Source organism: Peristeroidobacter soli (genome assembly GCF_004138485.1).
GTDB classification, from domain to species: Bacteria; Pseudomonadota; Gammaproteobacteria; order Steroidobacterales; family Steroidobacteraceae; genus Steroidobacter; species Steroidobacter soli.
This window is the reverse complement of sequence record NZ_RYEV01000009.1, coordinates 373,079-396,864: the sequence shown is the minus strand read 5'-3', so window position 1 is coordinate 396,864 and position 23,786 is coordinate 373,079. Positions and strand designations below refer to the sequence as shown.

19 protein-coding genes and 2 pseudogenes are annotated in these 23,786 nt (G+C 62.6%); 11 read left to right on the top strand and 10 right to left on the bottom strand.

The window, feature by feature from the left end:
- On the bottom strand, positions 1 to 1,145 hold a 1,145-nt coding region (locus EKO19_RS34680), incomplete at its 3' end, for an acyltransferase family protein (protein WP_175597304.1).
- A 187-nt stretch (positions 1,146 to 1,332) separates the two neighbouring features.
- On the bottom strand, positions 1,333 to 2,184 hold the full coding sequence (locus EKO19_RS34675) for a 2OG-Fe(II) oxygenase family protein (protein WP_129782003.1): 852 nt from the start codon (positions 2,182 to 2,184) through the stop codon (positions 1,333 to 1,335).
- A gap of 143 nt (positions 2,185 to 2,327) precedes the next feature.
- On the opposite strand from EKO19_RS34675, the gene EKO19_RS34670 reads away from it, so the two are divergent.
- Both EKO19_RS34670 and EKO19_RS34665 read left to right on the top strand, forming a co-directional pair.
- Positions 2,328 to 3,827 (top strand): ATPase domain-containing protein, encoded by a 1,500-nt coding sequence (locus tag EKO19_RS34670; protein WP_129782002.1) that lies wholly within the window; start codon positions 2,328 to 2,330, stop codon positions 3,825 to 3,827.
- Positions 3,817 to 5,937, top strand: a complete 2,121-nt coding sequence (locus tag EKO19_RS34665) for a hybrid sensor histidine kinase/response regulator (protein ID WP_217705791.1) — start codon at positions 3,817 to 3,819, stop codon at positions 5,935 to 5,937. The genes EKO19_RS34670 and EKO19_RS34665 overlap by 11 nt, the downstream gene beginning before the upstream one ends.
- Here EKO19_RS34665 and EKO19_RS34660 read toward each other — a convergent pair.
- From EKO19_RS34660 to EKO19_RS34650, 3 genes are all read right to left on the bottom strand, one after another.
- Positions 5,931 to 7,250: a hypothetical protein gene (locus EKO19_RS34660; protein WP_129782000.1), complete on the bottom strand. Its 1,320-nt coding sequence runs from the start codon at positions 7,248 to 7,250 to the stop codon at positions 5,931 to 5,933. The two genes, EKO19_RS34665 and EKO19_RS34660, sit on opposite strands and share 7 nt — an antisense overlap.
- A gap of 123 nt (positions 7,251 to 7,373) precedes the next feature.
- Entirely contained in the window at positions 7,374 to 8,453 is a 1,080-nt protein-coding gene (locus EKO19_RS34655) for a FecR family protein (RefSeq protein WP_175597303.1), read from the bottom strand.
- Between the two features lie 4 nt (positions 8,454 to 8,457).
- The gene (locus EKO19_RS34650) at positions 8,458 to 8,994 is read right to left on the bottom strand and encodes an RNA polymerase sigma factor (RefSeq protein ID WP_129781998.1); all 537 of its coding nucleotides are present in this window, start codon (positions 8,992 to 8,994) and stop codon (positions 8,458 to 8,460) included.
- Between the two features lie 178 nt (positions 8,995 to 9,172).
- Here EKO19_RS34650 and EKO19_RS40095 point away from each other — a divergent pair.
- The 3 genes and pseudogenes from EKO19_RS40095 to EKO19_RS34640 all read left to right on the top strand — a co-directional run.
- Positions 9,173 to 10,084 (top strand): annotated as a pseudogene (locus EKO19_RS40095) (TonB-dependent receptor plug domain-containing protein); the annotation flags it as partial.
- 57 nt (positions 10,085 to 10,141) lie between these two features.
- Positions 10,142 to 11,875, top strand: a complete 1,734-nt coding sequence (locus tag EKO19_RS40090) for a TonB-dependent receptor domain-containing protein (protein ID WP_407676678.1) — start codon at positions 10,142 to 10,144, stop codon at positions 11,873 to 11,875.
- Positions 11,876 to 11,943: 68 nt separating this feature from the next.
- Positions 11,944 to 14,106, top strand: a complete 2,163-nt coding sequence (locus EKO19_RS34640; protein ID WP_129781996.1) for an alpha/beta hydrolase family protein — start codon at positions 11,944 to 11,946, stop codon at positions 14,104 to 14,106.
- Between the two features lie 19 nt (positions 14,107 to 14,125).
- Here EKO19_RS34640 and EKO19_RS34635 read toward each other — a convergent pair whose 3' ends face one another.
- The 3 genes from EKO19_RS34635 to EKO19_RS34625 are packed head-to-tail and all read right to left on the bottom strand — an operon-like array spanning position 14,126 to position 16,969.
- On the bottom strand, positions 14,126 to 15,502 hold the full coding sequence (locus EKO19_RS34635) for an MBL fold metallo-hydrolase (RefSeq protein WP_129781995.1): 1,377 nt from the start codon (positions 15,500 to 15,502) through the stop codon (positions 14,126 to 14,128).
- Between the two features lie 27 nt (positions 15,503 to 15,529).
- Entirely contained in the window at positions 15,530 to 15,979 is a 450-nt protein-coding gene (locus EKO19_RS34630) for a CBS domain-containing protein (protein ID WP_129781994.1), read from the bottom strand.
- An 18-nt stretch (positions 15,980 to 15,997) separates the two neighbouring features.
- Positions 15,998 to 16,969 carry an ATP-dependent 6-phosphofructokinase gene (locus tag EKO19_RS34625; RefSeq protein ID WP_129781993.1) on the bottom strand — a complete coding sequence of 324 codons (972 nt, stop codon included), beginning with the start codon at positions 16,967 to 16,969 and terminating at the stop codon, positions 15,998 to 16,000.
- 282 nt (positions 16,970 to 17,251) lie between these two features.
- On the opposite strand from EKO19_RS34625, the gene EKO19_RS34620 reads away from it, so the two are divergent.
- Positions 17,252 to 18,598: a nicotinate phosphoribosyltransferase gene (locus EKO19_RS34620; RefSeq protein WP_217705790.1), complete on the top strand. Its 1,347-nt coding sequence runs from the start codon at positions 17,252 to 17,254 to the stop codon at positions 18,596 to 18,598.
- Between the two features lie 21 nt (positions 18,599 to 18,619).
- Here the strand turns inward: EKO19_RS34620 and EKO19_RS34615 are convergent, their stop codons facing one another.
- Entirely contained in the window at positions 18,620 to 19,696 is a 1,077-nt protein-coding gene (locus tag EKO19_RS34615; protein ID WP_129781992.1) for an NAD(P)-dependent alcohol dehydrogenase, read from the bottom strand.
- 181 nt (positions 19,697 to 19,877) lie between these two features.
- The gene (locus tag EKO19_RS40085; protein ID WP_407676677.1) at positions 19,878 to 20,198 is read right to left on the bottom strand and encodes an ArsR/SmtB family transcription factor; all 321 of its coding nucleotides are present in this window, start codon (positions 20,196 to 20,198) and stop codon (positions 19,878 to 19,880) included.
- On the opposite strand from EKO19_RS40085, the pseudogene EKO19_RS40080 reads away from it, so the two are divergent.
- From EKO19_RS40080 to EKO19_RS34585, 5 genes and pseudogenes are all read left to right on the top strand, one after another.
- Positions 20,169 to 20,435: pseudogene (locus tag EKO19_RS40080) on the top strand (hypothetical protein); the annotation flags it as partial. The gene EKO19_RS40085 and the pseudogene EKO19_RS40080 overlap by 30 nt on opposite strands.
- A 243-nt stretch (positions 20,436 to 20,678) precedes the next feature.
- Positions 20,679 to 21,182 (top strand): TlpA disulfide reductase family protein, encoded by a 504-nt coding sequence (locus EKO19_RS34600; protein WP_157995578.1) that lies wholly within the window; start codon positions 20,679 to 20,681, stop codon positions 21,180 to 21,182.
- 22 nt (positions 21,183 to 21,204) lie between these two features.
- On the top strand, positions 21,205 to 21,417 hold the full coding sequence (locus EKO19_RS34595) for a DUF4266 domain-containing protein (RefSeq protein ID WP_175597302.1): 213 nt from the start codon (positions 21,205 to 21,207) through the stop codon (positions 21,415 to 21,417).
- A 21-nt stretch (positions 21,418 to 21,438) separates the two neighbouring features.
- On the top strand, positions 21,439 to 22,743 hold the full coding sequence (locus EKO19_RS34590) for a DUF3570 domain-containing protein (protein WP_129781988.1): 1,305 nt from the start codon (positions 21,439 to 21,441) through the stop codon (positions 22,741 to 22,743).
- An 18-nt stretch (positions 22,744 to 22,761) separates the two neighbouring features.
- Positions 22,762 to 23,676 carry an FAD:protein FMN transferase gene (locus EKO19_RS34585; RefSeq protein WP_129781987.1) on the top strand — a complete coding sequence of 305 codons (915 nt, stop codon included), beginning with the start codon at positions 22,762 to 22,764 and terminating at the stop codon, positions 23,674 to 23,676.
- The last annotated feature ends 110 nt before the right edge of the window (positions 23,677 to 23,786 follow it).

The following is a 23,786-nucleotide window of genomic DNA, read 5'->3' as shown; positions in this document are numbered from 1 at the left end:
TGCGATGAGGCACGAAGCGCCGCCTGCCCGGTGCCCAAGGCGATCACGCCGCCTGCGATGGTCAGCGTCGCGCCGAGACCGACCGAACGCATCGGTCGCGCGGCGAGCCACGTGCTGGCTCGGACAGGATGCTCCAGCAATTTGAATCCCGCGGCGGCACACGCCAGCGTCAACACGCTGCAGACGAAGATTCGCTGCAGCGGATCTTCGACGTTCAAGATCGTCGCGTACACCACGATGGGCCAGTGCCACAGATAAAGCGAGTAGGAGTGTTTGCCCAACCATTGCATCACGGGCAGTTTGAGGAGCGTGGCGGGACTGCCGGATTGTCCGCTTGCTCCACTGACGAGCACTGCGGCCGTCGCGGCGACGGGCACCAGAGCAATCCAACCCGGAAAGCGCGCTTCCTCCGTCAACCCGAAGAACGTTGCGATCAACCCGGCGAGGCCCAACCATCCCAGTAGCGCAGCACCCCGGAAGCGACGTGCCCAGTCCGTCACGGGCTTCAAGGCACACAGCGCGCCGATCCCGAATTCCCAGGCGCGGGTGGGGGAGGCGTAGAACGCCCAATCTTGTTTGCGATAGCTGAGCCACAGGCACAGCGCGAAGGAGAGCACCGAGAGCGCACCGATCGTGCCGGCCATGACGCGCACTGTCGGTCGCCAGCGCCACACGAGGAGCAACAGCGTGGGCCAGATCAGATAGAACTGTTCCTCGACCGACAGCGACCAGGTGTGCAGAAACGGATTCGAGGCGCTTTCGGGGGCGAAGTAGTCGGCCAGCAGCGTCATGAAATAAAAATTGCTGGCGTAGAGCGAGGAGGCGAGCGCGCCCTTGGTTGCAAACAATTGTTCAGCGGGCGCGAGCAAGAACGCCGCCATCACCAGCGTGACTACCGTAACCAACAACGACACCGGCAGGAGTCGGCGCGCGCGCCGACCGTAGAAGCGCCACAGATCGATCGAGCCGGTGCGCTGCAGTTCGGCCAGCAACAAACCGCTGATCAGATAGCCGGAGATCACGAAGAACACGTCGACACCGACGAATCCTCCGGACAGGGTCTTCACGCCGAAATGAAAGATGACGACCGAGAGGACCGCGATGGCGCGCAATCCTTCGATGTCTTCACGAAACTGCTTGTCCAATGCTAAGGGATTCCCTGAGTGCCTGATCGTCGGCGCAGCGCATGTTACCTACGTCCCGATGCTCAGGCGACTCTTTCGTTGCTCGAACAAGGGGTCGTCTCGACACGCGAGCCAACGCTTGCCTGATCAATAGGCCCGCGCGGCATTGAGCCCATCGGCGTGGCAGGCCGATTCATCGATCGCGAGCTCAATCCTGCAGGTCCAGCCAGGCAACGAGACGTTGCCAGCGAGTGCTGTCCATGGCCTTGACGGTGTGCATGATTCGGCACGAATCCTTATACCATGTGATCCCAAAGCGGCTGCCGCGTCTGTTGCACAACAAGCGGACCCAGCGTCGACGATTGGGCTTTCTGAGATCCAGCCACGCGAGATAGCTTCGTGGACTGATATTTTCCGCGATGGCCAGCGGCGCGACGCGTTGGACGAACGCCGCCATCGGCTCAGAGTGCAGGCTTTCCCGATAGAACGTCTCGTAGTACTGCCAATGCCTCGTCAGGATGTTCAGTCGGTCCGCGAGCGTTTCGCGGGCACTCGGGCCATATCCCACCTCGGAGCGAAGCACGTACTCGACGCCACTCGTGACTGGGGCGCCTTCGGGAGAGTGCAGGTGCTCAAATAACACTGCCATCCCGCGCTTACCAGTCAATGACGAGGATTCGAACTGCGTCGGGCCTCCTTCATAGTCATCGTTCAGATGGATCATCAATGTCAGCAGGCTTACACCGTCGGCCGCGGCATACGTGCCATCCCCGCGCCAGGAGAGTCGCTGGCCTGGCACGCATCGATAGATCCGGAAACGCTCGTTGAGAGCTCGTGCCACCCAATCATCCAGCATGCGGGGCGCATGGGGCTCGACCCGGCTCCAAATCCGTTTCGCCAGGTCAACGTCGTCGACGATGGTCCGATCGTTGCCGCGGGTCTCATCGGGCGAGGTGTCGAAGCCTCGTTGCTCCGCCAATGCAATCAACTGTTGGCACTCGTCCGCGGTCAGGACGTCGCTGATGGTGAAAATGCCTGGCGCAAGATCATGCCGTTCCATGGATGCTCCGGCGGGCAAAGGACCGCCATGATATTCCGTAGCCCGCCGCTACACAGATAGACGCCGCAATCGATTTTGGAACGCTTTGCATGGTCCAGGCATTACTGCTGACAGCCATGACTTCAGAATGAGGTGGAGGTCGATTGGCCAACACGCTATCGCGGATTCCGTCGGGCAATTCTGCCCTCGATCTGATTCTCAACGGCGGCTTGCCCGCCAATCGATTGTACCTGCTGGAGGGCTCGCCCGGTTCCGGCAAGACGACGCTGGGCCTGCAGTTTCTTCGCAGGGCCATTGCCGACGGCGAGCGTGCCCTTTATGTGACGCTGTCCGAAACCAAAGAGGAGCTGATGGCGGTCGGCGCCTCGCACGACTGGGATCTGAGTCAGATCGATATCTTCGAGCTCAGCGCCCTCGAGGAAGTGCTCGGCGAGGGCCGCGATCAATCGATTCTGCATCCTTGGGAAATGCAGCTGGGCGAGACGATGCGGCTGATCCAGGTGGAGCTCGACCGGGTGCGGCCCACCCGGGTGGTGTTCGATAGTCTTTCGGAAATGCGGCTGCTGGCGCAGGACCCGCTGAGGTATCGCCGCCAGGTCTTGTTGCTCAAGCAGTACTTCGCGGGGCGGAACATGACCGTGATCCTCGTGGACGACATGACTTCGAATCAGGAAGAAATCGATCGGCATCTGCACAGCATCTGTCATGGCGTCATCACCCTGGAGCGGCAAACGCTCGAATTCGGCGCCGCTCGCCGCCGTTTGCAGGTCCAGAAACTCAGAGGGGTCGACTTTGTCGCCGGCTATCACGACTTCGCCATCCGTAAAGGCGGGCTGGAGATTTTTCCGAGACTGATAGCCTCGTCGCATCACGCTCCCTTCGTCGGAGACGCGGTGTCCAGCGGTGTCGAAGAGTTGGACGCTCTGTTGAACGGCGGTCCGCTGCGAGGCACATGCACCTTGCTGACGGGGCCGGCGGGATGTGGCAAGACCACGATAGCCCTCCAGTATTTGCACGCCGCCTGCTTGCGAGGCGAGGTTGCGGCAATCTACGAATTCGACGAGCGCATCGGGACGATGTTCGCGCGTGCGAAAGCGTTCGGCATGGACATCGAGGCGCACGTGAAATCCGGATCGCTCCAGGTCGAGCAGATCGATCCCGCGGAGCTGTCCCCGGGCGAATTCGCCGCTCGGGTACGTCATCAAGTGGAGTCGCGCGGGGTGCGGCTGCTGGTCATCGACAGCTTGAACGGCTACCTCGCGGCGATGCCTGAGGAGAAACAGCTCATCCTGCAGCTGCACGAGTTGCTGTCGTATCTGAACCAGCAGGGCGTGGCCACTTTTCTCATCAACCCTCAACAGGGGCTGCTCGGGTCGATGCAAACCAACTTGAACATCTCCTATATCGCCGACGTGGTATTGATGTTGCGCTTCTTCGAGGCGGGCGGGCGCATCAGAAAGGCAATCTCGGTGCTCAAACACCGAGGTGGCGCGCACGAGGACTCGATTCGCGAGTTTCGTGTCGATGCCCGGGGCGTTCGGGTCGGTGAACCTCTGGTCGACTTCAGGGGCGTGCTCACCGGCACGCCCGAATACATGGGCGAACGCGAGCCGTTGTTGGAAGACCGATCTCTTGAGTCATAGTGTTCCGCCGAGCGACTGCGAAGTATTGATCTGTGCGCCCTACGGTCGCGACGCCCAGAGCGTGGCGGACCTGTTGTGCAAACACGGTTACCCCGCTCGCGATTGCAAGGCACTGGGTGGACTGGCTGCTGCGCTTCGCAGTGGGCTTGCTGGCGTGGTGCTGATCACTGAAGAGGCGTTGCGGGAGGATGCGGCGGAGCTCAGTGAGGTCTTGAGTCGGCAGCCCGAGTGGTCGGATATTCCTTTCATTTTCCTCACCACCCGAAAAACCGGTCGCGAAGGCTCGCTCAGCGCGCAGCGTGTCCGGTTGCAGGAACTGACCAGTAACGCCATCGTCCTCGAGCGTCCTCTGGCGCTCGACTCGCTGCTCAGTGCGACGGCCTCGGCCATCCGCGCCAGGCGACGACAGTTCGATATGCGCGATCGCATGATGGAGCTGGCCGCTCAGGCGCAACAGCTGGCGATCCGCAACGATGCGCTGGCCAGGAGCGAATCGGCGCTGCGCGAAAGCAATCGTCGCTTCGAGGCGATCGCAAACTCGATCGATCAGATGATATGGACGACGTGGCCGGACGGCTACCACGACTATTATAACAATCGATGGTATGAGTTCACTGGCACGCCGCACGGCTCAACCGACGGTGAAGCATGGAACAAAATGTTTCATCCGGACGACCGGGGGCGAGCATGGACAGTGTGGCATCGCTCGTTGAACACCGGCGAGCCTTACCACATCGAGTATCGGCTCAGGCATCACAGCGGCGAATATCGCTGGGTTCTCGGCCGTGCGCAGGCGTTGCGAGATGAAAGCGGTGAGATCGTCCGTTGGTTTGGCACGTGCACGGACATTCACGATATCGTTGCGGCTCGCGAGCTGCTGGCCCGGTCCCGGGCCGAGCTGGAAACCATGGTCGAGGAGAGAACCGCGGCGCTCGAGGCCGAAATGGCGAGCCGCATGCGGGCGGAGGCCTCGCTGCGGCAGAGTCAGAAGATGGAAGCCGTCGGTCAATTGACCGGCGGCATCGCTCATGACTTCAACAATATGCTGACAGGCGTGATGGGGGCGCTCGACATCATCAAACGCCGGATTCTGACCCGGCGTCTGGAGGATGTGGATCGCTTCATGGACGCTGCGACAGCTTCGGCCCAGCGCGCGGCGGGTCTCACTGCACGGTTGCTGGCGTTTTCGCGGAGACAGTCGCTGGACGCGAGGCCCATAGACGTCAATCAGTTGACATTGTCTCTGAAGGAACTGCTCCATCGCAGCGTGCGCGAAGATATCTCGATCGACATTGCCGCCGCCGAGGAGTTGCCTCCGGCTGTCGCCGACGCAAATCAACTCGAGAATGCCATCATCAATCTCGTCATCAACGCGCGCGATGCCATGCCGCAGGGTGGCCGCCTTTCGATTCGGACCAGCGCTGTCGAACTGAATGCAGCCGATGCATCGGCGCAGCAGTTACAGCCCGGCCAGTACGTGGTCGTGGCCGTGTCGGATACGGGTGTCGGCATGTCGGCCGAAGTCCTCGAGAAGGCGTTCGAGCCGTTCTTCACCACCAAGCCGATCGGCCAGGGAACGGGCCTCGGATTGTCGATGATTTACGGCTTCGCGCGGCAATCGGGCGGCCAGGTTCACATCGTCAGTACGATCGGCGTGGGCACGACAGTATCGATCTGTCTGCCGGCGGCACAGCAGCGCCCGTCGCCGGAGCCATCGACCGAAAAACCGACCGCGCCGGAGGGGCGCGGTCAGAAAGTTCTGCTCGTGGAAGACGACGCATCGGTTCGAATGCTGGTGTGCGAAGTTTTGCAGGAGCTGGGCTATGTTGCGATCGAGGCCGAGGAAGCAAACATCGCGATCGGCATTCTGGCGTCGAATCGTGTCATCGACCTGATGATTTCCGATGTGGGGTTGCCTGGGATGGGCGGGCGGCAACTCGCCGACGTCGCACGTCGACACCGCCCCGGGCTGCCCATCCTGTTCATCACGGGCTACGCCGAGAATGCAGCGAGCCGTGCCGATTTTCTCGGTGCCAACATGGCGATGATCACCAAGCCTTTCGATCTCGATGCGCTCGCGAGCAAGATATCGAGGATGCTCGATCAATAATTCGCCATCGGCGCGTAGCCCTGCACGCCTTCGTAGGCATAGCCGTTGTTGATACCTTCGGCGTAATTGGTCGTGGTCAGATGATTGGAGATACTGTTCTTGTAAAACCGGTACAGGGGTTCGTAGCCGGGGCGGGCATAGGAAGAAACATATCCGTAGGTGCCTTCGAACAGCCGGCCTTCGCAATTGGGATCGGCGCTGACGAAGTGATCCACTGCCGCTGCGTTATAGCAGCGATACAGAGCCATCATGCCGCTGTCCTGCGGGCTCGCATGGACACGGAATGCCGTGCTCTCGAAAGCGTAGGACGAGCCGGGCTCGGAGAACGTCAACGTCAGGAAATGATCGTTGAGCCCATAGAATCGGAACACCGGAATCAGCGGCACGCCGGTGATCGCGCGCATCGCGTTCGTGACTTCCTCGACCGTGCCGAACGGCACTTTGAGCTGACGCTCATAAACCGTGCCGGCAGTGGTCGGGCTCTCGACATAGACGGCATTCCATTTGGTGAAGTTATCGGCGCCGTGTAGCTGGGATCTCTTGTAGGCGCCATAGCTGCCGGTCGGCGGCACTGGAGCATAGATGCCGATCGCATGATGACCAGGGAACGTGGCAGCGATGACGGGCAGGCCCTGGTACTGGCACTTCACTATGTCATAGCACGTCGTGGGCATGTCGAGGCGCGACAGGGTCGAGGTGCGCGGATCGAAGGTGAAGAAATCCACGAATTCCGGCTGGAGGTAGGCGGTCAAGGTCTCGAAAACGGCGTAGCCGTGGCTTTCGTTGAGGTGATATCTCACTCGATAGTCGAGCACGTTCGGCACGCCATTGGCGCCGAACTGCACGGACTTCTCGAACACCAGCCCGGAATGAACCGTGGTGTTCACGGCGCTGCTCGCGCCGCCGCCGCACACCCCCTGCTGGCCCGGAGCCAACCAGAACGCCATGTTGGTGAACGTGCTCAGCACGTTGCCGGCGTTCGACCACGACAGCAACTGGCTCGGCGTGTGCAGGTTGTTGCCCGCTTCATTCGGGTTGTAGCACTCCTTGTAGTAGTCGAATGCCACCGAGGACTGCATTTCCCTGCCAAGATCCTTGACGTTGATATATTCCTTGCCGCGGTAGGTGAAGGATCGTATCGCTCCACCATAGCCGTCGGACACAGTCAGGACGGCACTGCTGCCATTGGCCGTGCCGGCGATCGAGAGGTCGGTGGCTTCGCCGGTCGTGGCGAGCAGAGATGCGCTGATGCCGAGGACGAGCGCGATGGAATGAATGGGATGACGAATGCGAGGGACGTAGGAACACTTCACTGTCTGCCTCCTGCTGACCTGTGGCTGCTTCTTGCTGCCCATGAAGCATAGCGCCGGACTTGGGCGCTTGTCATCAATCTCGATATGAGCTCTCGACGGCGTCGTGCTCAGGGCGGTGACGTGCTACCGCGAGCGAATGACGAAGTTGTCGCCCTCGGCCGCGAATTGGATATGGTCGTCCCTCGACAGAAATTTCAGTAGCGTTTGCGGATTGTCCGCGTCGAACACGGCCGTGAAGCGGCGCTTGCGGACCTCGTCGCCTTCCACTCGGATTTGGGGTGAGCGGTTGTAGCGATTGAATTCGGCAGCGATCTCTTCCAGCGTCTGCCATTCGAACACCAGCCGCCGCTGGCGCCATGCCGTTGCGTGGTCGATGTTCACTGCCACCGGCTTCTTGGGCGCGCCGTCCTCGCCGAGGACGAGGCCCTGGCCCGCGGTCAGGCGCTCGAGGTCTCTTGCGGGCGGAGCGCCGGCGGATTCTTCGACGCCTTTGGAGACCTGTACGATGCCTTCGACGACGGCCACTTTGGTTTCGCTCGAGCGGCGATATACGTTGAACTGGGTGCCGATCGCCTGAATGGTGCTGTCTCCCGCCAGCACTCGAAACGGTCGCTGCACGTCATGTGCGACTTTGAAGAGCGCTTCGCCGTCGCGCAACCGCACGTAGCGCGCCGCCTCGGTGTAATGCACCTCGAGCCGACTGTCGGTATTGACGTAGATGATCGAGCCGTCCGCGAGCTGCACGATGCGTTGTTCGCCGACGTGCGTCTGCTGCACGTCCCAGGCCCCTGGTCCCAAGATCTCGTACCACATCGTGCTGCCCACGAGCACCAGCACCGCGGCTGCGATGGCGGCAAACCGTGCTTTGTAAACTCTCTTTGGGCGAGCAGCGACGAAGGCAGGCCGCGGAGGATCGAGCGAACGCGGGAATTCCGTCACCGTGTTCACGTCGTCCCAATTTCTTTGGGCCAATGCTTTCACGTCGGCGGGCTCCATGAGCTCCATCATCCGATCCACGGAGTTGGCGCGCAGGAACATCTCGACGTGCAGGGGAGATTCCTCCAACCACCTCGCGAAAGCCGCTCGCTCGCGCGGGCCACCATCCTCCAGCTCTATCAACCAGGCCGCGGCCTGTTCGGCGACTCTCAGCAGCTCTTCGTGACGGCCGCGCTCGGTCAACCGGAGGTTTTTGGGATCGGGCATGGCGCTACTCCTTTTCTCTGCGCGACACACTGATGCGCGCATTCGCCTCGCACAGATATTTCTTCACGGTATGCACCGAAATGCTCAACCGTTCCGCAATCTGGGCCCAGGACAGCTCGTCTATCTTTCTCATCAAAAAGACCTTGCGATGCATCTGCGGCAGCTCGCTCAACAGCTCCTCGATTTCCGCCAGCGCCATCCAGCGATCCGCGGCGCCATCCCGACCGATATCGGTGGGCGGCCGCACCCGATCCTTCGGCAGCGTCGAGTCGTATATCAACGGACTGTGCCTGGCCCGCATACGGAACTGCGCGAGCACCTGGCTCGCCACGAAGTACACGTAGGCGTGCGGATCCCGCACCAGCTCACCCTGACCCAGGCGCAGCAGCCTCAGATAGATTTCCTGAGCCACATCCTTGGCGTCCTGCTCGTTTCTGAGGCGCGACAGCAGGAAGAAGAACAAATCCGCGCCGTACAGCTTCTGCACCTCGGCGGCGAAGCTGGGAGGGTCAGGTCCCGGATTGGAGGGGGGTGACTTCATCGCGGTTTCAGGCCCATGCAACTAAGAGTGCCCGGAGCTGGCCAAAGGGGTACTGCCGGCGGCATTTTTTTTTCATAGTCCCGGCTACCCCTTTGCCGTCCGCCCGGCGCTCTTAGTTGCAGCGACCTCAGTCTGGGCACAGGCGCGAGTCGACAACAATTGGGGAGCTCGAATACGTATGCGCAAAACAATACTCACACCGGTGACGACGATGGCGACGATGCTCGTGTCCTCGGTTCTCACGACGGCGGCCTCTGCAAACGATACTAGCGCAGATCAATCCGGTATTCGTCTTTCTCAGGCACCTCAAGATGCGAACACGAACCGGCTACCCGCGGTCGACTTCGACATCGATGCGCCCACGCTCTCCCGCGCGCTCATCCAGCTCACCGAACAGAGCGGGCTGCAGCTGATCTATCCGGCCGGAGAGAAAGTCACCGAGCGGCCTGCAAAACCTCTCACGGGGCGGTACACCCCCGAGGTCGCTCTGAAGCGGCTGCTCGAAGGGAGCGACCTCGAATACGAGTTCATCGACGCCAAGACGATCTCCATCATCGACCCATCCGCAAGAGCGGCCGAGCTGAAAACCTCTTCGCGGGGTGCCGCGTCTGCGACTTCCCTCAGGCTGGCGCAAAACACCGGCCCAGCGGCTGAACACCACTCTGCGCAATCCTCCGGCACCCGGGATGAGTGGCAGCTCCAGGAAATCATCGTGACTGGAACTCACATCAAAGGCGAGGAGGTGAAGTCCGCGCCTCGCACCCAGTACTCGCGCGATGAAATCATGCGAACCGGCGCGGCGAACGTCGAAACGTTTCTCGGCACGTTGCCGCAGAATTTCGGCGGCGGCCGCAACGCCGTCGGCGGCCGTGCGTCCGTCAGTTTCAATAATGTGGCCAACAATTCCAACCTGACGACGGCCAACCTGCGCGGCCTGGCGGTGGGCAGCACGCTGTCCCTGGTGAATGGCCGACGCATGGCGCCAATGTCGGTGGGCGGAGACTTCGATGTGAGTCTGATTCCTCTGGGCGCCATCGAAAGAGTGGAAGTGGTGACCGACGGCGCTTCGGCGATTTACGGTTCCGACGCCATCGCGGGCGTCGTCAATTTCATCCTGCGCGATCGCTACGAGGGCGCCGAAACATCGGTGCAGTGGGGCAACGCGGCGCACAGCGACTACAGCCAGCTCAATGTCACTCAATTGCTGGGTCACGACTGGTCCTCGGGCGGGGCGCTGCTGACGTACGAGTATCGCGATCAGAACCCGCTGAAATATTCCGATCGCAGTTACTCCAGACAGACCGTTCCGGAGGCCACGCTGGCCGATCCGGAAACCCGTCACGCCGTGATGCTGTCGCTCAACCAGGAGATCAACGATCGTACCCGCGTACGTCTCGACACCTTCTATAACGAACGAGCGGGTGATACCACGCGGCCGTTCTTCGCCGATCTGTATCAAAGTTATCGGACGCGGTACCTGACGTTCGCGCCCTCGTTGTCGATGCAGCTGGGCGGCGACTGGAGCATGGAGCTGTCCGGTGTCTGGGGCCGCACCGACGAGCAGATCCGGGCCACCGCCTTCGGTCAACAGTACGAATTCGGCGATTGGAATCGCTTCACCGAGGCTGATGCCGTGGTCAGCGGCTCGTTGTTCGACACGCCGGCGGGCGCGATCCACGCGGCTGTCGGTGCGATGTGGCGCAATGAGCGTCAGTCGCCCACCGGGCCCGGCACCTATTCGCAGGCGGATCGCGATACCCGGGCGGCATTCATGGAAGCCCTGATTCCCCTGATTCCCGCTGGCGCCTCTTTCCTGGGATTCGAGTCCGGCCAGCTGTCGTTGGCCGCGCGCTACGAGGACTACGACGCGATCGGCTCGACCACCGATCCGCGGGTGGGCCTGGCGTTGACGCCGACTGAAGGGGTGAATCTGCGTGCCACCTGGGGCACGTCTTTCAAGGCGCCGGCACAGGGGCATGCCCACAATGCGCAGACGCTGCTGCTGTCCAACGACAACGTGCCGACGCTGGGGCCGCTCACACTGGTGCAACTGAACGGCACGGTGCGGGACCTGAAGCCCGAGCGCGGAGAATCCTGGACCGTGGGCATCGACTGGAATCCGCCCGCGGCTCGTGGCTTCAACACGAATGTCACCTATTACAACATCGTATTCGACGATCGGATCGCGAGCGTTGCCTTCGGTGCCGCCAGCTTCCTGTTGAATCCGGACATCTATGGACGGTTCGTGCAGCTCCAGCCGGGCGCCGACGCCGTGAATGCCTTGGTCGCCAGCTTCCCGCCCGCCTACGTGACCAACTTCGTGGGCCCCTCGTTCGACCCCGCCAGCGTGTACGCCATCATCGACGGCCGGACGCGCAACATCGCGGCCACCGAGACCAGCGGTATCGACTTCATGGCCAGCTACACGCGCCCGGTGGGGAAGGGCTCGATGACTTTCAGCTGTAACGTCAATCGCATCCTGAGTTTCGACAACCAGACCGCGCCGGGAGCGCCGATCTCGGACGACCTCGATGTGTTGTACCGGCCGCTCGATCTGCGTGCCCGCGTGGGTGTGTCGTGGAACCGGGGACCTCTGGGGGTGAGCGGATTCGTGAATTACGCGGACAGCTACACCAATGTCACGGCGATCCCGCATGAGACCGTGGATTCGTATCTCACCACCGATGTGACGCTGGCCTACGTCATCGGTCCCGAAGGCGAGCCGGCGGCAAGCGGACTCACTTTATTTTTCAGCGTCAGCAATCTTTTCGATGAAGCGCCCCCGCGGGTCTCCACGGCGGCCAACGACAACTTCTATGACGGCGCCAATGCCGATCCCTTCGGCCGTCGGCTGTCGCTGGGAATCACCCGGAAGTGGTGAGCCGGAAGTTGCTTGCCAACCGAGTCAGTCCTGCCCGTTCCGTTCGTCATCGACCGTCGGAGTTTCTTGTGAAAAGAATCGTTGCGCCCCTTGCTTGCATGGGCCTGCTTGCCGCGACCGTGGCTGTCGCACAGCCGGTGGCTTCGCCAGCGCCATTCACCGTGGACGCATTGTTCAAGCTCGAACGCGCGTCGGGCGTGGCCATATCGCCAGCGGGCGATCAGGTCGCGGTGGTGTCCGAACGCCAGAGCACCAAGGCGTACTGGGCCAAGGAAAGTACACTCTGGCTGGTCTCCACCAAGGGCGGCAAGCCGCGCCGCGCCGTGGAGGAACCGGGCGAGGTGTCGCAAACCCGGCCGCTGTGGTCCCCGAACGGGAAGATGCTGGCCTACAGCGCGCAGACAGAGAAAGAGACCAGACTGCGTATCATCGACTTCGGCGCCCGGCAGAAAGTCAGCACGCTGACCCCTTGCTCGCAAAATGAAAGCATCGGTACGTTGGCGTGGAGCCCGGATGCGCGGCAGATGGCGGTGGTGTGCGAAAGCCCGCTGTGGAGCGAACAGCCGGAAAAGCCGCCGACCATCATCGTGGCGTCGCAGTCCACGCTATATCGAAACGCGAGCAAACCGATATACGAGCGCCGCGTGGTGTTGTTCGACATCGCTTCGGCGCGTGGCAAGGAGATCGCCAAAGGCAGCACCTTCATGTCGGATGACGGCGCATTGACTTGGAAATCGCCGCGAACGCTGTGGATCATGGCGACCCGCGATGGGGATCTCGCCGGGTTGCGTTTTCTGTCGGGCCGGATCGCGCATCGTTACGACGTGGCGGCTGGCAGGATCGTAGCCACCTCGGCGGAGATGCCCGTGGCCCATATGCCAGTGCTGACGTCCGACGAGAGTAGTTTCGTCGCCCCCGTGGGCGGCAGCGTCGGCGGTATCGGCGACGTGAGCGATTGGCGTGCGACGTGGCGCCTCGTCCCGCTGACGATGCGACGCTTTGGCCTGGACGGCAAGCCGATGCCGCTAGCCCAGCAGACGACGCTGGAAATCTTTGTCGGCGACGAAATCAAACAAGCCGTGGCGCCGGCGCCCGACCAACGTGCCGGTGGCACTTACTATCTTCAATGGGTCGATCAGGCGTCCGGACGCATCAAGGCGCTGTCGCCGGCCACCGGCGAGTGGCGCGATCTGACGCCGGCCGGCATGCACGTGTCGAGGTTCAGCGTGTCCGCCGACGGGGCCAGAATGGCGCTGATCCAGGGCAATGTGAATCAGCCCAACGAGGCTTACTTTCTGGACCTGAAACAGCCGTCGGCCAGGCCGGTGCGTCTGACGCACTTCGAGGACGACACTCGCGCGAGCTATGCGGTGGCTTCGGTGGAGCAGCTGCAATTCCGCAGCAAGGACGACCGCTTCACCATTTCCGGCTGGCTGCTGAAGCCCGCCAACTATGAGAAGGGCAAGCGTTATCCACTGATTCTGGACGTGCATGGCGGTCCGGGCGCGGCATTCCTCAATAGTTTCGACACGGTGCATTTCGCGGGCGGGCACCAAGTGCCGCCGGAGCTCTTCGCCGCGCGCGGCTACATGGTGCTGATGGTCAATCCCCGCGGCGATCCGACCTATGGTCGCGCGCATCAAGAGGCTTTGCTGGAAGGCTTGCCACCGGCCACGCTCAACGATTTGTTTGCCGGCGTCGACGAGGCGATTCGCCTGGGCTACGCCGATCCCGACAAGCTGGGCATCGCCGGCGGGAGCTACGGCGGATGGGTGACGACATTTGCCGTGAGCGTGACCGATCGTTTCAAGGCAGCGTCCGCCAACGACGCGGTGATCGACTTCAATATCGGCGGCGCGGTGTCCTATCGCGGCGATCGCCTGACCAACTATTGGTTGTACGCCGGTCTGTTCCAAGGACATCTGTTCGACAAGGCCTTCCCCACTGTGAACCCGATGACAGTCAATACCCCAATTCAATTGCGCTTCGGTCTGAAGGAATTGGAGACGCCGATGCCGAGCCAGTTCGTGACCTCCGGGCTGCCGTACTTCGCGTACCTGCACGCTCATTGCAAGCCGGTGGAGATGATCCTTCATCCGGAAGACGGCCACGGCATCTTCGACTGGACCACGCTGCGCGACTACATTCAGCGCGATCTGGCCTGGTTCGACTATTTCATCAAGGGCGAAGGCGACAATCCGCTGCCGCAGCGCTCTTGCCCCAAGCTATGAAAGGGTCGACCGTCGGCGCTCAGGCATCGAGCTCGACCGTTTGCCGGTACTCCGGCACCAACGTCGACCACCTGAGCTGCCGCTCGATTCGTTGCCGAAGTGCGTCGCTCGCGCCGGGTTCGCCATGGGTGATGAACGTTCTGCGCGGTGGCTCGGGGAATCGTTTCAGCCATGCGACCATCTCATTTGCATCGGCGTGCGATGAGCTGGCCTGCAGCTGGCGCACCTCGGCGCGGACGGGAAAGTCTTCCCCATGGATGCGCAGAGTCGATGCCCCATTCACCAGCGATCCGCCGCGCGTGCCCGGCGCCTGAAAGCCCGTGAGCAGGATCAGATTGCGCTCGTTGCCGATGAAGGTTTTCAAGTGATGAACGACGCGGCCGCCCGTCGCCATGCCACTGGCGGAAACGATGATCATGGGGCCGCGTTGCCGATCGAGCGTCTTTGACTGTTCCGCCGTGTTGACGAATGTCGCTGCTCCACACATGAGGTCGCAATCGGACGCGTCGAGCCGGTGTTCGAGCATGAAACGGCGGTACAGGCCGCTCGCGTCAATGGCCATCGGGCTGTCGAGAAACACGGGAATATCGGGTATCTGGCCGGCGCGTTTCAGTCGAGCGATGTGCAGCAGCAGGCTTTGCGCGCGGCCGATCGCAAATGCGGGTACGACGATCACCGCGCCGCGGGCGATGGCAGGGTTGAGATATCGAGCCAGCTCCGCTTCCGGCTCGATCTGCGGATGCTCGCGGTCGCCATAGGTGGACTCGGTCACCAGATAGTCCGTGGCCGGCGGCGCCGCAGGCGCCATCAGAACAGGATCGTTCGGCCGTCCCAGATCGCCGGTGAAAGTTACCGAGGTGCCATCGCATTCGATGCGAACGAAACACGCGCCGAGCAAGTGGCCGGCCCGCCGCAATGTGAAAGCATTGCGGGCACCCAGTGCAACGCTGTCATCGATCCCTGCGACGCGAAATTGTTGCAAGCACGCGCTCGCATCGCTCCGGGTATAGAGGGGCAGGGCCGGTTGGTGTTTCGAGATTCCATGCCGGTTCGCAAACCGCGCGTCTTCCTCCTGCAGGTAGGCACTGTCGGGAAGCAGGATCTTGCAGAGCTCGAAGGTCGCTTCCGAGCAGTAGATCGAGCCGCGAAAGCCTTCGCGCGTCAGTACCGGCAGATATCCGCTGTGGTCGATGTGCGCGTGAGTGAGGATCACGGCGTCTATGGTGCGCGGATCGAAGGGCAGCGGTGCCCAATTACGCAGGCGCAGCTGCTTATAGCCTTGGAACAGACCGCAGTCGACCAGGATGCGTCGGCCGGCGCTCTCCAGCAGGTAACGCGAGCCCGTGACTGTCCCTGCCGCGCCGTAAAAACTCAAACGGGTTTTGTTGTCAGGCATGCGAATGAACGGAATTGTTTTGGACGCTCAGCGCCGATGCCGGTTCTCACGCGTTTGTTCCTTGCTGACGATGGCGGCGAGGGCGGCCGTTTGATCCGCAAGCACCCGGTACAGGTCGTCCAGCGTGACGATGCCCAGCACGGCGTCGTTGTCGTCCACGATCGGCAACCGGCGCACGCCATGGGTACGCATGCGTTCGATGGCGGTGGCAATGTCTTCCGATCCCGAGGCCACCACGATCGGCTTCGCCATGATCTGACCGACCTGCAGGCGATCGGGATCCTGACCTTTGGCGACCACCTCCATCACGATGTCGCGATCGGTGACGATGCCGACCGGCTCCCGGGTCCCGTCGCTATCGTCGGTGACGATGAGATCGCCGGTGTGATGCTGGCGCATGAGTCGCGCGGCCTCGGCAACGCTCGTTCCTTTCTTGCAGCAGGCGACGTCGAGGACACAGAGTTCTTTCAGTTGCATGGTCGATACCTCCGAGGATCAGGTTGCCAGAGCTCGCGCCAGCTCGAGTAGAGTGGGGTCCAGCGGCCGACTGTGACCGGCCACTTCCGATAGCGGTGTATGGATGATCTCACCGCGATGGATGCCGACCAGGCAGCCGGCTTGCCCTCGGCCGATGAGCTCGATGGCGGCGGCTCCGAAGCGGCTTGCAAGGATTCGATCGAAGGCGCCCGGGGTGCCGCCACGCTGCACATGGCCGAGCCGCGTCATGCGCAACTGAATGCCGATCTTCGCCGCGTGCAGGTCGAAATACCGGACCAGTGCGTCTGCGTCGTATTTCGCGCCTTCCGCGACCACCACGATTGCATGTTTCTTACCGCGCTCGCGTGACGTATGCAGTTGGTGAACGAGATCCTCGGGCGTCGTGTCCGCCTCAGGAATGATCACAGCTTCGGCGCCCCCGGCAATCGCGGCCGACACGGCGAGGTAGCCGCTGTGCCGTCCCATCACTTCGACGATGAATGCCCGTTCGTGAGAGGCGGCGGTGACTCGCAAGCAATCGATGGCTGCGAGCGCGGTGTCCAATGCGGTCGACGTGCCGATCGAAACATCCGTGCCGGGCAGGTCGTTGTCGATGGTCGAGGCAATGCCGATGACGCGGATGCCCCGATTTGCCAGTGCGAGACTGCCGGCTTGCGAGCCGTTGCCGCCGATGACGATCAGATTCGAGATGTCGTGATGATGCAGCTGCTGAACGGCGGCTTGCTGACCGGCATCGGTTTTGAATTCCTCGCAGCGACTGGTTTCCAGCGCAGTGCCGGCTTGATGAATGATGCCGCCCACTTCGCGTGGCCCGAGATGAATAAAATCTCCGGCGATCAGTCCGGAATAGCCACGCCGCACGCCCAGCATCTGCAGGCCGCGCAGCACGCCACAGCGCACGACGGCTCGTATCGCTGCATTCATTCCCGGCGCATCGCCGCCACTCGTCAGGACCGCAACACGCACCATGGCTCGGGCTCTGTTGATGAACGGTGCCTGGAGTATGAGCGTCGCCAGAGGTCGCGAAACCCGAGCGTTCCCGAGGGCAGCTACGCGGCGTTCCTTAGGGCCGCAGCGCCGTCCCCGCGAAAGTGCGTGTCCATTCCGGAGAAGTCCGAGTTCGCTCCGGCCGCGCTCGCGCCTAGATTCCATGGGACCAGGGGTCATTCGAGCCCATCGGAGTACGCGCCATGTACAGCAGAATCCTGGTCCCGGTCGACGGCAGCCTGATCGGCAATCCGGGAGCGAAACATGTCGATGCATGACGATCCGCCTTCGGTGTTGCTCACGGACTGGTATCAGCTCTCGATGCTCGATGCCTATTACCGGTTGGGAATGCAGCAGACGGCGGTGTTCGAGTTTTTCGTCAGGCGCCTGCCGGAGCGGCGCAGCTTTCTGGTCGCCGCCGGGCTCGAGCAAGTGCTCGACTATCTCGCAACCGTTCGATTCACGCCGGAGCAGATCGCGTGGCTGCAGTCGACCGGCCGTTTGAGCGCCGATACCTTGCAGCGACTGGCGTCGTTTCGCTTCACTGGCCGCGTGTTCGCGGTGCCCGAAGGGACGGTGTTCTTCGCAAGCGAGCCGATTCTGCGCGTCGAAGCGCCGTTGCCCGAGGCGCAACTGGTCGAGAGCCGCATCGTCAGCCTGCTGCACTATCAAACACTGGTGGCATCCAAGGCCGCCCGTTGTCGATTGGCCGCGCCGAAAGCGGAGCTGATCGATTTCGGGATGCGACGCGCGCATGGCGCGGAGGCAGCGGTGCTGGCAAGCCGGGCCAGCTACATCGCCGGGATGGATGCGACCGCCACCGTCGAAGCATCGTTTCGATATGGCATTCCCATGTCGGGAACCATGGCGCATTCCTTCGTGCAAGCGCATGAGTTCGAAGCCGACGCCTTCGAGAACTTTGCACGTTGCCATCCGGACAATGTCGTCCTGCTGATCGATACCTACGACGTGCTGCGAGGTGCCGAACGCGTGGTCGAGCTGTCGCATCGCCTGCATAGCGAGGGTTTGCGCATTCATGGGGTGCGAATCGATAGCGGCGATCTGGCCCAGTCGGCGTGCGCCGTACGCGCCGTGCTCGATCGGGGCAAGTGTCGGGACATTCGTATCTACGCCAGCGGCGGCCTGGATGAATATGCCATCGACGCGATGGTCGCAGCCAAGGCGCCGATCGATGGCTTCTGTCTGGGTACCAGGCTGGTGGTCTCGGAAGACGCCCCATCGCTGGATTGCGCATACAAGCTGCAACAGTATGCCGGCCGGCCTGTCAGGAAGCTGTCTCAGTGGAAGGAAACCTGGCCGGGGCCGCGCCAGATCTTTCGTCAGTACGATCAGAGTGGCTATCTCGGCATGGACGTGCTCGGTTGCGAGGATGAGGCCATCGACGGTGAGCCGCTGTTGCACGAAGTAATGATGAATGGCCGGCGCCTGTGCGCGTCGGCGCCGCTGGCAGAAGCTCGCGCGTATTGCGCAGAACAACTCGCGAGGCTGCCTCTGGCGTATCGCACGTTGGAGCACGTGCTACAGGCGCCGATGAAGGTCTCGCAACTTCAGCATCGACTCGCGCAAGAAGTGGCGCAGATTCCGCATTGATCCGCGCCACTCGAGTCCGGGCTAGGGCGTGATGGCGACTTTCAGCACACCGTCGCGTTGGTTCGCGAACAGTTCGTAGGCCTGCTCGATCTGGTCGAGCTTGAAGCGGTGGGTGACGAGCGGCTTCAGATCGGCGCGGCCCGACGCAATGACTTGCATCAAGCGCCGCATCCGTTCCTTGCCGCCCGGGCACAGCGTGCTGACGATGGTGTGATCGCCCAGGCCCGCGGCGAATGCGCCCAGCGGAATCGTGAGATCCTTGGAGTAAACGCCCAGGCTCGAGAGCGTGCCGCCGGGTCTGAGCACTCGTAGCGCGGCTTCGAACGTCGGCTGCGTGCCGAGCGCTTCAATCGCGACATCCACGCCGCGGCCACCAGTGAGTTTCATGATGGCCTCGACGGGATCTTCCTTCCGGAAATCCACGATGTGGTCGACGCCGAGCCGCTGAGCAACTTGCGCCCGCGCCGCGACTGTTTCGACGCCGATGATGGTGGTTGCACCCATCAGTCGGGCACCGACGCTTGCGCACAGGCCGATCGGGCCTTGGGCGAACACTGCCACCGTGTCGCCGATCTGGATGCGACCGCGCTGAGCGCCGCCGAAGCCGGTGGACATGATGTCGGGACACATCAGGACCTGCTCGTCGCTGAGCTCATCGGGCACCGGTGCGAGATTGGCCATCGCATCGGGGACTCGTACGTACTCCGCCTGGCAGCCATCGATCGTGTTGCCGAATTTCCAGCCACCGATGGGTTTCCAGCCGTGCGCCGTGCCGGCGCCGTCCTGCGCGCCATCGCCGGCGAGGCACGCGTGACTGTGGCCGCTGGGTGTAATGGCACCCGCGATGACGCGTTGTCCTTCGCGATAGCCTTGCACGGCGGAGCCGAGTCTCTCGATCACGCCGACCGGTTCATGGCCGACGATCAGACCCGGCTTGACCGGATATTCACCTTTCATGATGTGCACGTCGGTGCCGCAGATCGTCGTCGTCGTCACCCGGATCAGGGCATCCAACGGCCCGATCTCGGGGATGGGACGTTGCTCCAGCGCGATCCGACCGGGCTCGACGAACACAGCGGCTTTCATGAATCGGGACATGACGCGGATCCTCGCGTGGCGATGGGGGGAGTTGCAGACCCCATTGTGTTCGCGTCAGCACGCCTGCCCACACGAACATCCCGCGAGTGCATGCTGGAAATCCCGGAGAGTGCCTCGTTGCGGCCTCGATCCCCGTGGAGAGGAAATCACCGGCGCCATAGATGGCAGTCCGATGTCGCTCTCATCGTTCGCAGAATTCGCGGTGGAGCAGGTTGATGATGTCGGTCGTGACGCCCGGCGGCAGCGAGTAGCGGATGACCTGAGCCTCCCGCGTCGTCGCCACGATGCTTGCCTCGCGCAGCACGGCCAGATGTTGCGATAGTGCGGATTGACTGAGATCGAGGCGCTCATTCAACTCTCCCACCGAGAGCGGCCCTTCGACCAGGTTGCAAAGAATCATCAGCCGCTGTTCGTTCGCCAGCGCTTTGAGCAGTCCAGCCGCGGCTGCGGCAGCCTTCACCGGTTTTTGTCCGCTGGCGCAGGTACCGCGGCGCCGATCAATTTCAACGGGCTGGTGCGCCAGTACTATCTGCGCGAAAGCCCGGAGCTGGGCGACCTGCAGGTGAATCTGGTCGACAAGCATCTCAGATCGCGCCAGAGCCACGAGATCGCACTGTCGGTGCGTGCCGATCTCGCGGCGATCGGCGAGCGCTTCGGCGCTTCCGTACAGGTCGTGGAAGTGCCGCCAGGACCGCCGGTTCAGGCGCCGCTCGTTGCCGAGATCTATGGGCCCCGATACGACGAGCATCCTGGTATCGACAGCACTCACGCTGGTGGTCATTCCGGTTCTGTACTACGCGTATCTGCGACGCCGGTCGGCGCGCAGCGTGGTCGAGGAGCGCCAGCAATGAGAAGACCGGAAGCTGTCTGCGCGACGATTACAGCCAACGAGCGGGCGGTGGGCAAGCTCTGAAGAGGCGCGTTCGATTGATTTCCCGTAGGGGCGCGTCTAACGCGGATGCAGTCTTGCCGCGAGCGACCCATGAGCCGATTCGGTGCCGATGCGATCTACGCGAATACTTGCCGATTCATAGTGTTGGCCGCGCTGGCCTGGCTGCCGTCGCTGGCCATGGCGGGCGCTGAACCGCTCGATCTGGCTCGATTCCGGGGCAAGGTCGTGGTCATCGATTTCTGGGCGTCGTGGTGCGCGCCATGCCGGCAATCCTTCCCATGGCTGAACGAGATGCAGGCCAGGTATCGCGATCGCGGTCTGGTGGTCATCGGCGTCAACGTCGATCGGGAGCGCGCCGAGGCGGATCGCTTTCTCCAGCAGACCCCGGCCGATTTCCAGATCGTGTACGACCCCGACGGCGTGCTCGCCTCGCGTTACCAGGTCCCTGGCATGCCCAGCTCATACGTCATCGGGCGGGATGGCCAGCAGGTCGAGGTCCACATCGGCTTTCGCAAAGACATGCGCGAGCGGCGCGAGGCGGAGCTGGAGCGTCTGCTCTCAAGCGGCGGCGCGTCTCGAGTCCAGCCTCAATGAATCCATGAACGGGAGAACCGGAATGAAGCTACTTGGTTTGTTCATCGCCGCTCTGGCTCTGCAAGGGTGCGCGAGCGTTGGCGTCGAGCCCTGGCAGCGCGACGTGCTGGCGCGACCGGAGATGTCGCTGGATGCAAGTCCCGTCGATGCCGCCATCGACGACCACATCTATTTCAGCAAAGAAGCCTCCAGCGGCGGACGCGGCTTTGGTGGCGGCGGCTGCGGCTGCAATTGACGAGCACAGAAGGGAACACGCATGAGCGATGACAGGAATCTGACCGCCAGGCTCGCGGCCGCCACCTGCGCCTTGTTGGGCACCGGCGCGGCGCCGGTCATGGCGGACGAGGCCGGACGCTGGTCGTTCGACACCGCGCTGCTGTACTACGGCGAGAATGACGATCGAGTGCAGGACGTCAGTGCGACGATCGGTGCGAAGCGGGCCTTCGACGACGAGCGGTTGCTGAATTTCACGTTGAGCGCGGACACGCTGACAGGTGCGTCGGCCAGCGGCGCGATCGCCACCGATACGCCGCAGACTTTTACCAGCCCGTCGGGCAAAGCCGTCTACTCGACGCCCGCCGGCAAGACGCCCCTCGACGACACCTTCCACGACACGCGATTCGCGCTCAATGCCAGCTGGACGCAGCCGCTTGCGCGGCTGTACACGTTGTCGGCCGGCCTTGGGTTCTCCACCGAGTACGACTACACGCACCTCGGCGCGAATGTTTCGCTGGCGCGCGATTTCAACAAGCGCAACACGACGATCAGCGCCGGCCTGGCGTATTCCCAGGACGACATCGATCCGGTCGGTGGCGCGCCCGTGCCGTTGTCACAGATGCGGGACGTGGGCGACCTGAGCAACAAACGTAACAGCGACAGCAAGGACGTCGTCGATGTGCTGTTCGGGGTGACGCAGGTTCTGTCGCGCACTACCGTGCTGCGCGTGAACTATTCGTATAGCCAGTCGAGTGGCTATTTGAACGATCCCTACAAGATTCTAAGTGTGGTCGACGGTACTACGGGCGACACGATCCTGCGCGCTCCGGCGCCGGGCGTGGCGGGGCCGACCGGCGTCTATCTGTACGAAAGCCGGCCCGATTCGCGCTCCAAGCAGAGTCTGTACGCTGAGATGAAACACGCTTTCGGCGCGCCGGTGCTGTATGGCTCGTATCGATTCATGACGGACGACTGGGGCATCGATTCGCATACCGGTGAAGTGCGTCTGCGCTGGCCCTTGGGCAGCGCGAGCTATGTCGAGCCGGTGCTCCGCTACTACATGCAATCACAGGCGGATTTCTATCGCCCGAGTCTGGTCCAGGGCGCGGCATTGCCAGCATATGCGTCCGCGGACTTTCGATTGGGTGAATTCGATGCCGTGACCGTCGGAGCGAAGTTCGGTCATCAGACCTCAGCCGGTAACGAGTGGAGCGCGCGCCTGGAGTACTACCAGCAGAACGGCACGATCTCGCACGAGCAACTGATCGGCAATCAGTTCGGTCGCGAACAGTATCCGGACCTGAAGGCAGTCATCGCTCAGTTCGGCTACCGCTTCGGGCTGTGACATTCGGGCCGCTTCGCCATGCAGGGCACGACTTCGTCACCTTCGTCCATCACGCTGAGCCGCGACGAGGAGCAGTGGATCGGGCGGTTCACGGCGATGGCGTGCCCCTGCGAAGTGCTGATCGAACGGGCCCCGGAGGCAGTCGCGCGACGGATCGTCGAAGCCGCCGCCGCCTGCGCCTGGCGCATCGAGCTCAAGTTCAGCCGCTACCGCTCGGACGGCGTCGTGCACACGATCAACTCGAGCGCGGGACGCGCGGTCGTGCTCGACGAAGAGTCCGCCGCCCTGATCGATTTCGCCGAGACCTTGACCAGGATGTCGGAAGGCCGTTTCGATATCACCTCGGGCGTGCTGCGCGCCGTCTGGACGTTCGACGGCGGCAGTGTCGTTCCCTCGCAGGAGGAAATCGACGCTGTGATGACGTGCGTCGGATGGCAGCACGTTCAGTGGCGCAAACCGGTCCTGCAGTTGCGGCCGGGCATGCAGATCGACCTGGGCGGCATCGGCAAGGAATATGCGGTGGATCTGGCGGCGGCCCAGATCGAACAGATCGCACCGGGCTCCAGCTGCCTGATCAATTTCGGCGGCGATGTGGCGGTACGAAACCCGCGTCAGGATGGACAGCCCTGGCGAGTCGGCATCGAGGCGGCGGGACAGGCGGGAAAGGCGGTGCGACTCGTGCACCTGACCCGTGGCGGGCTCGCGACGAGCGGCGACTCACGCCGCTTCGTGTTGCATCGGGGTCGTCGCTATTCGCACATCATCGACGCGCGCACCGGCTGGCCCGTGACAGACGCCCCTCATTCAATCACGGTCGCTGCCGACACGTGCACGCAAGCTGGCACATTGACGACACTCGCGATGCTGCGTGGGAACGAGTGCGAGGAGTTTTTGCGGGCGAGCGGCGCGAAGTACTGGATTCAGCCGCTTTGATGGCGTGAAAAAAACAGCGGCCGTCGCAAGCCCGAGCCACGGGTGACGGCACGTACCGCTTACGGCCTTCCCCGCATGGTTGCGCAGGGGCGCGCAGATCGACACTCCTC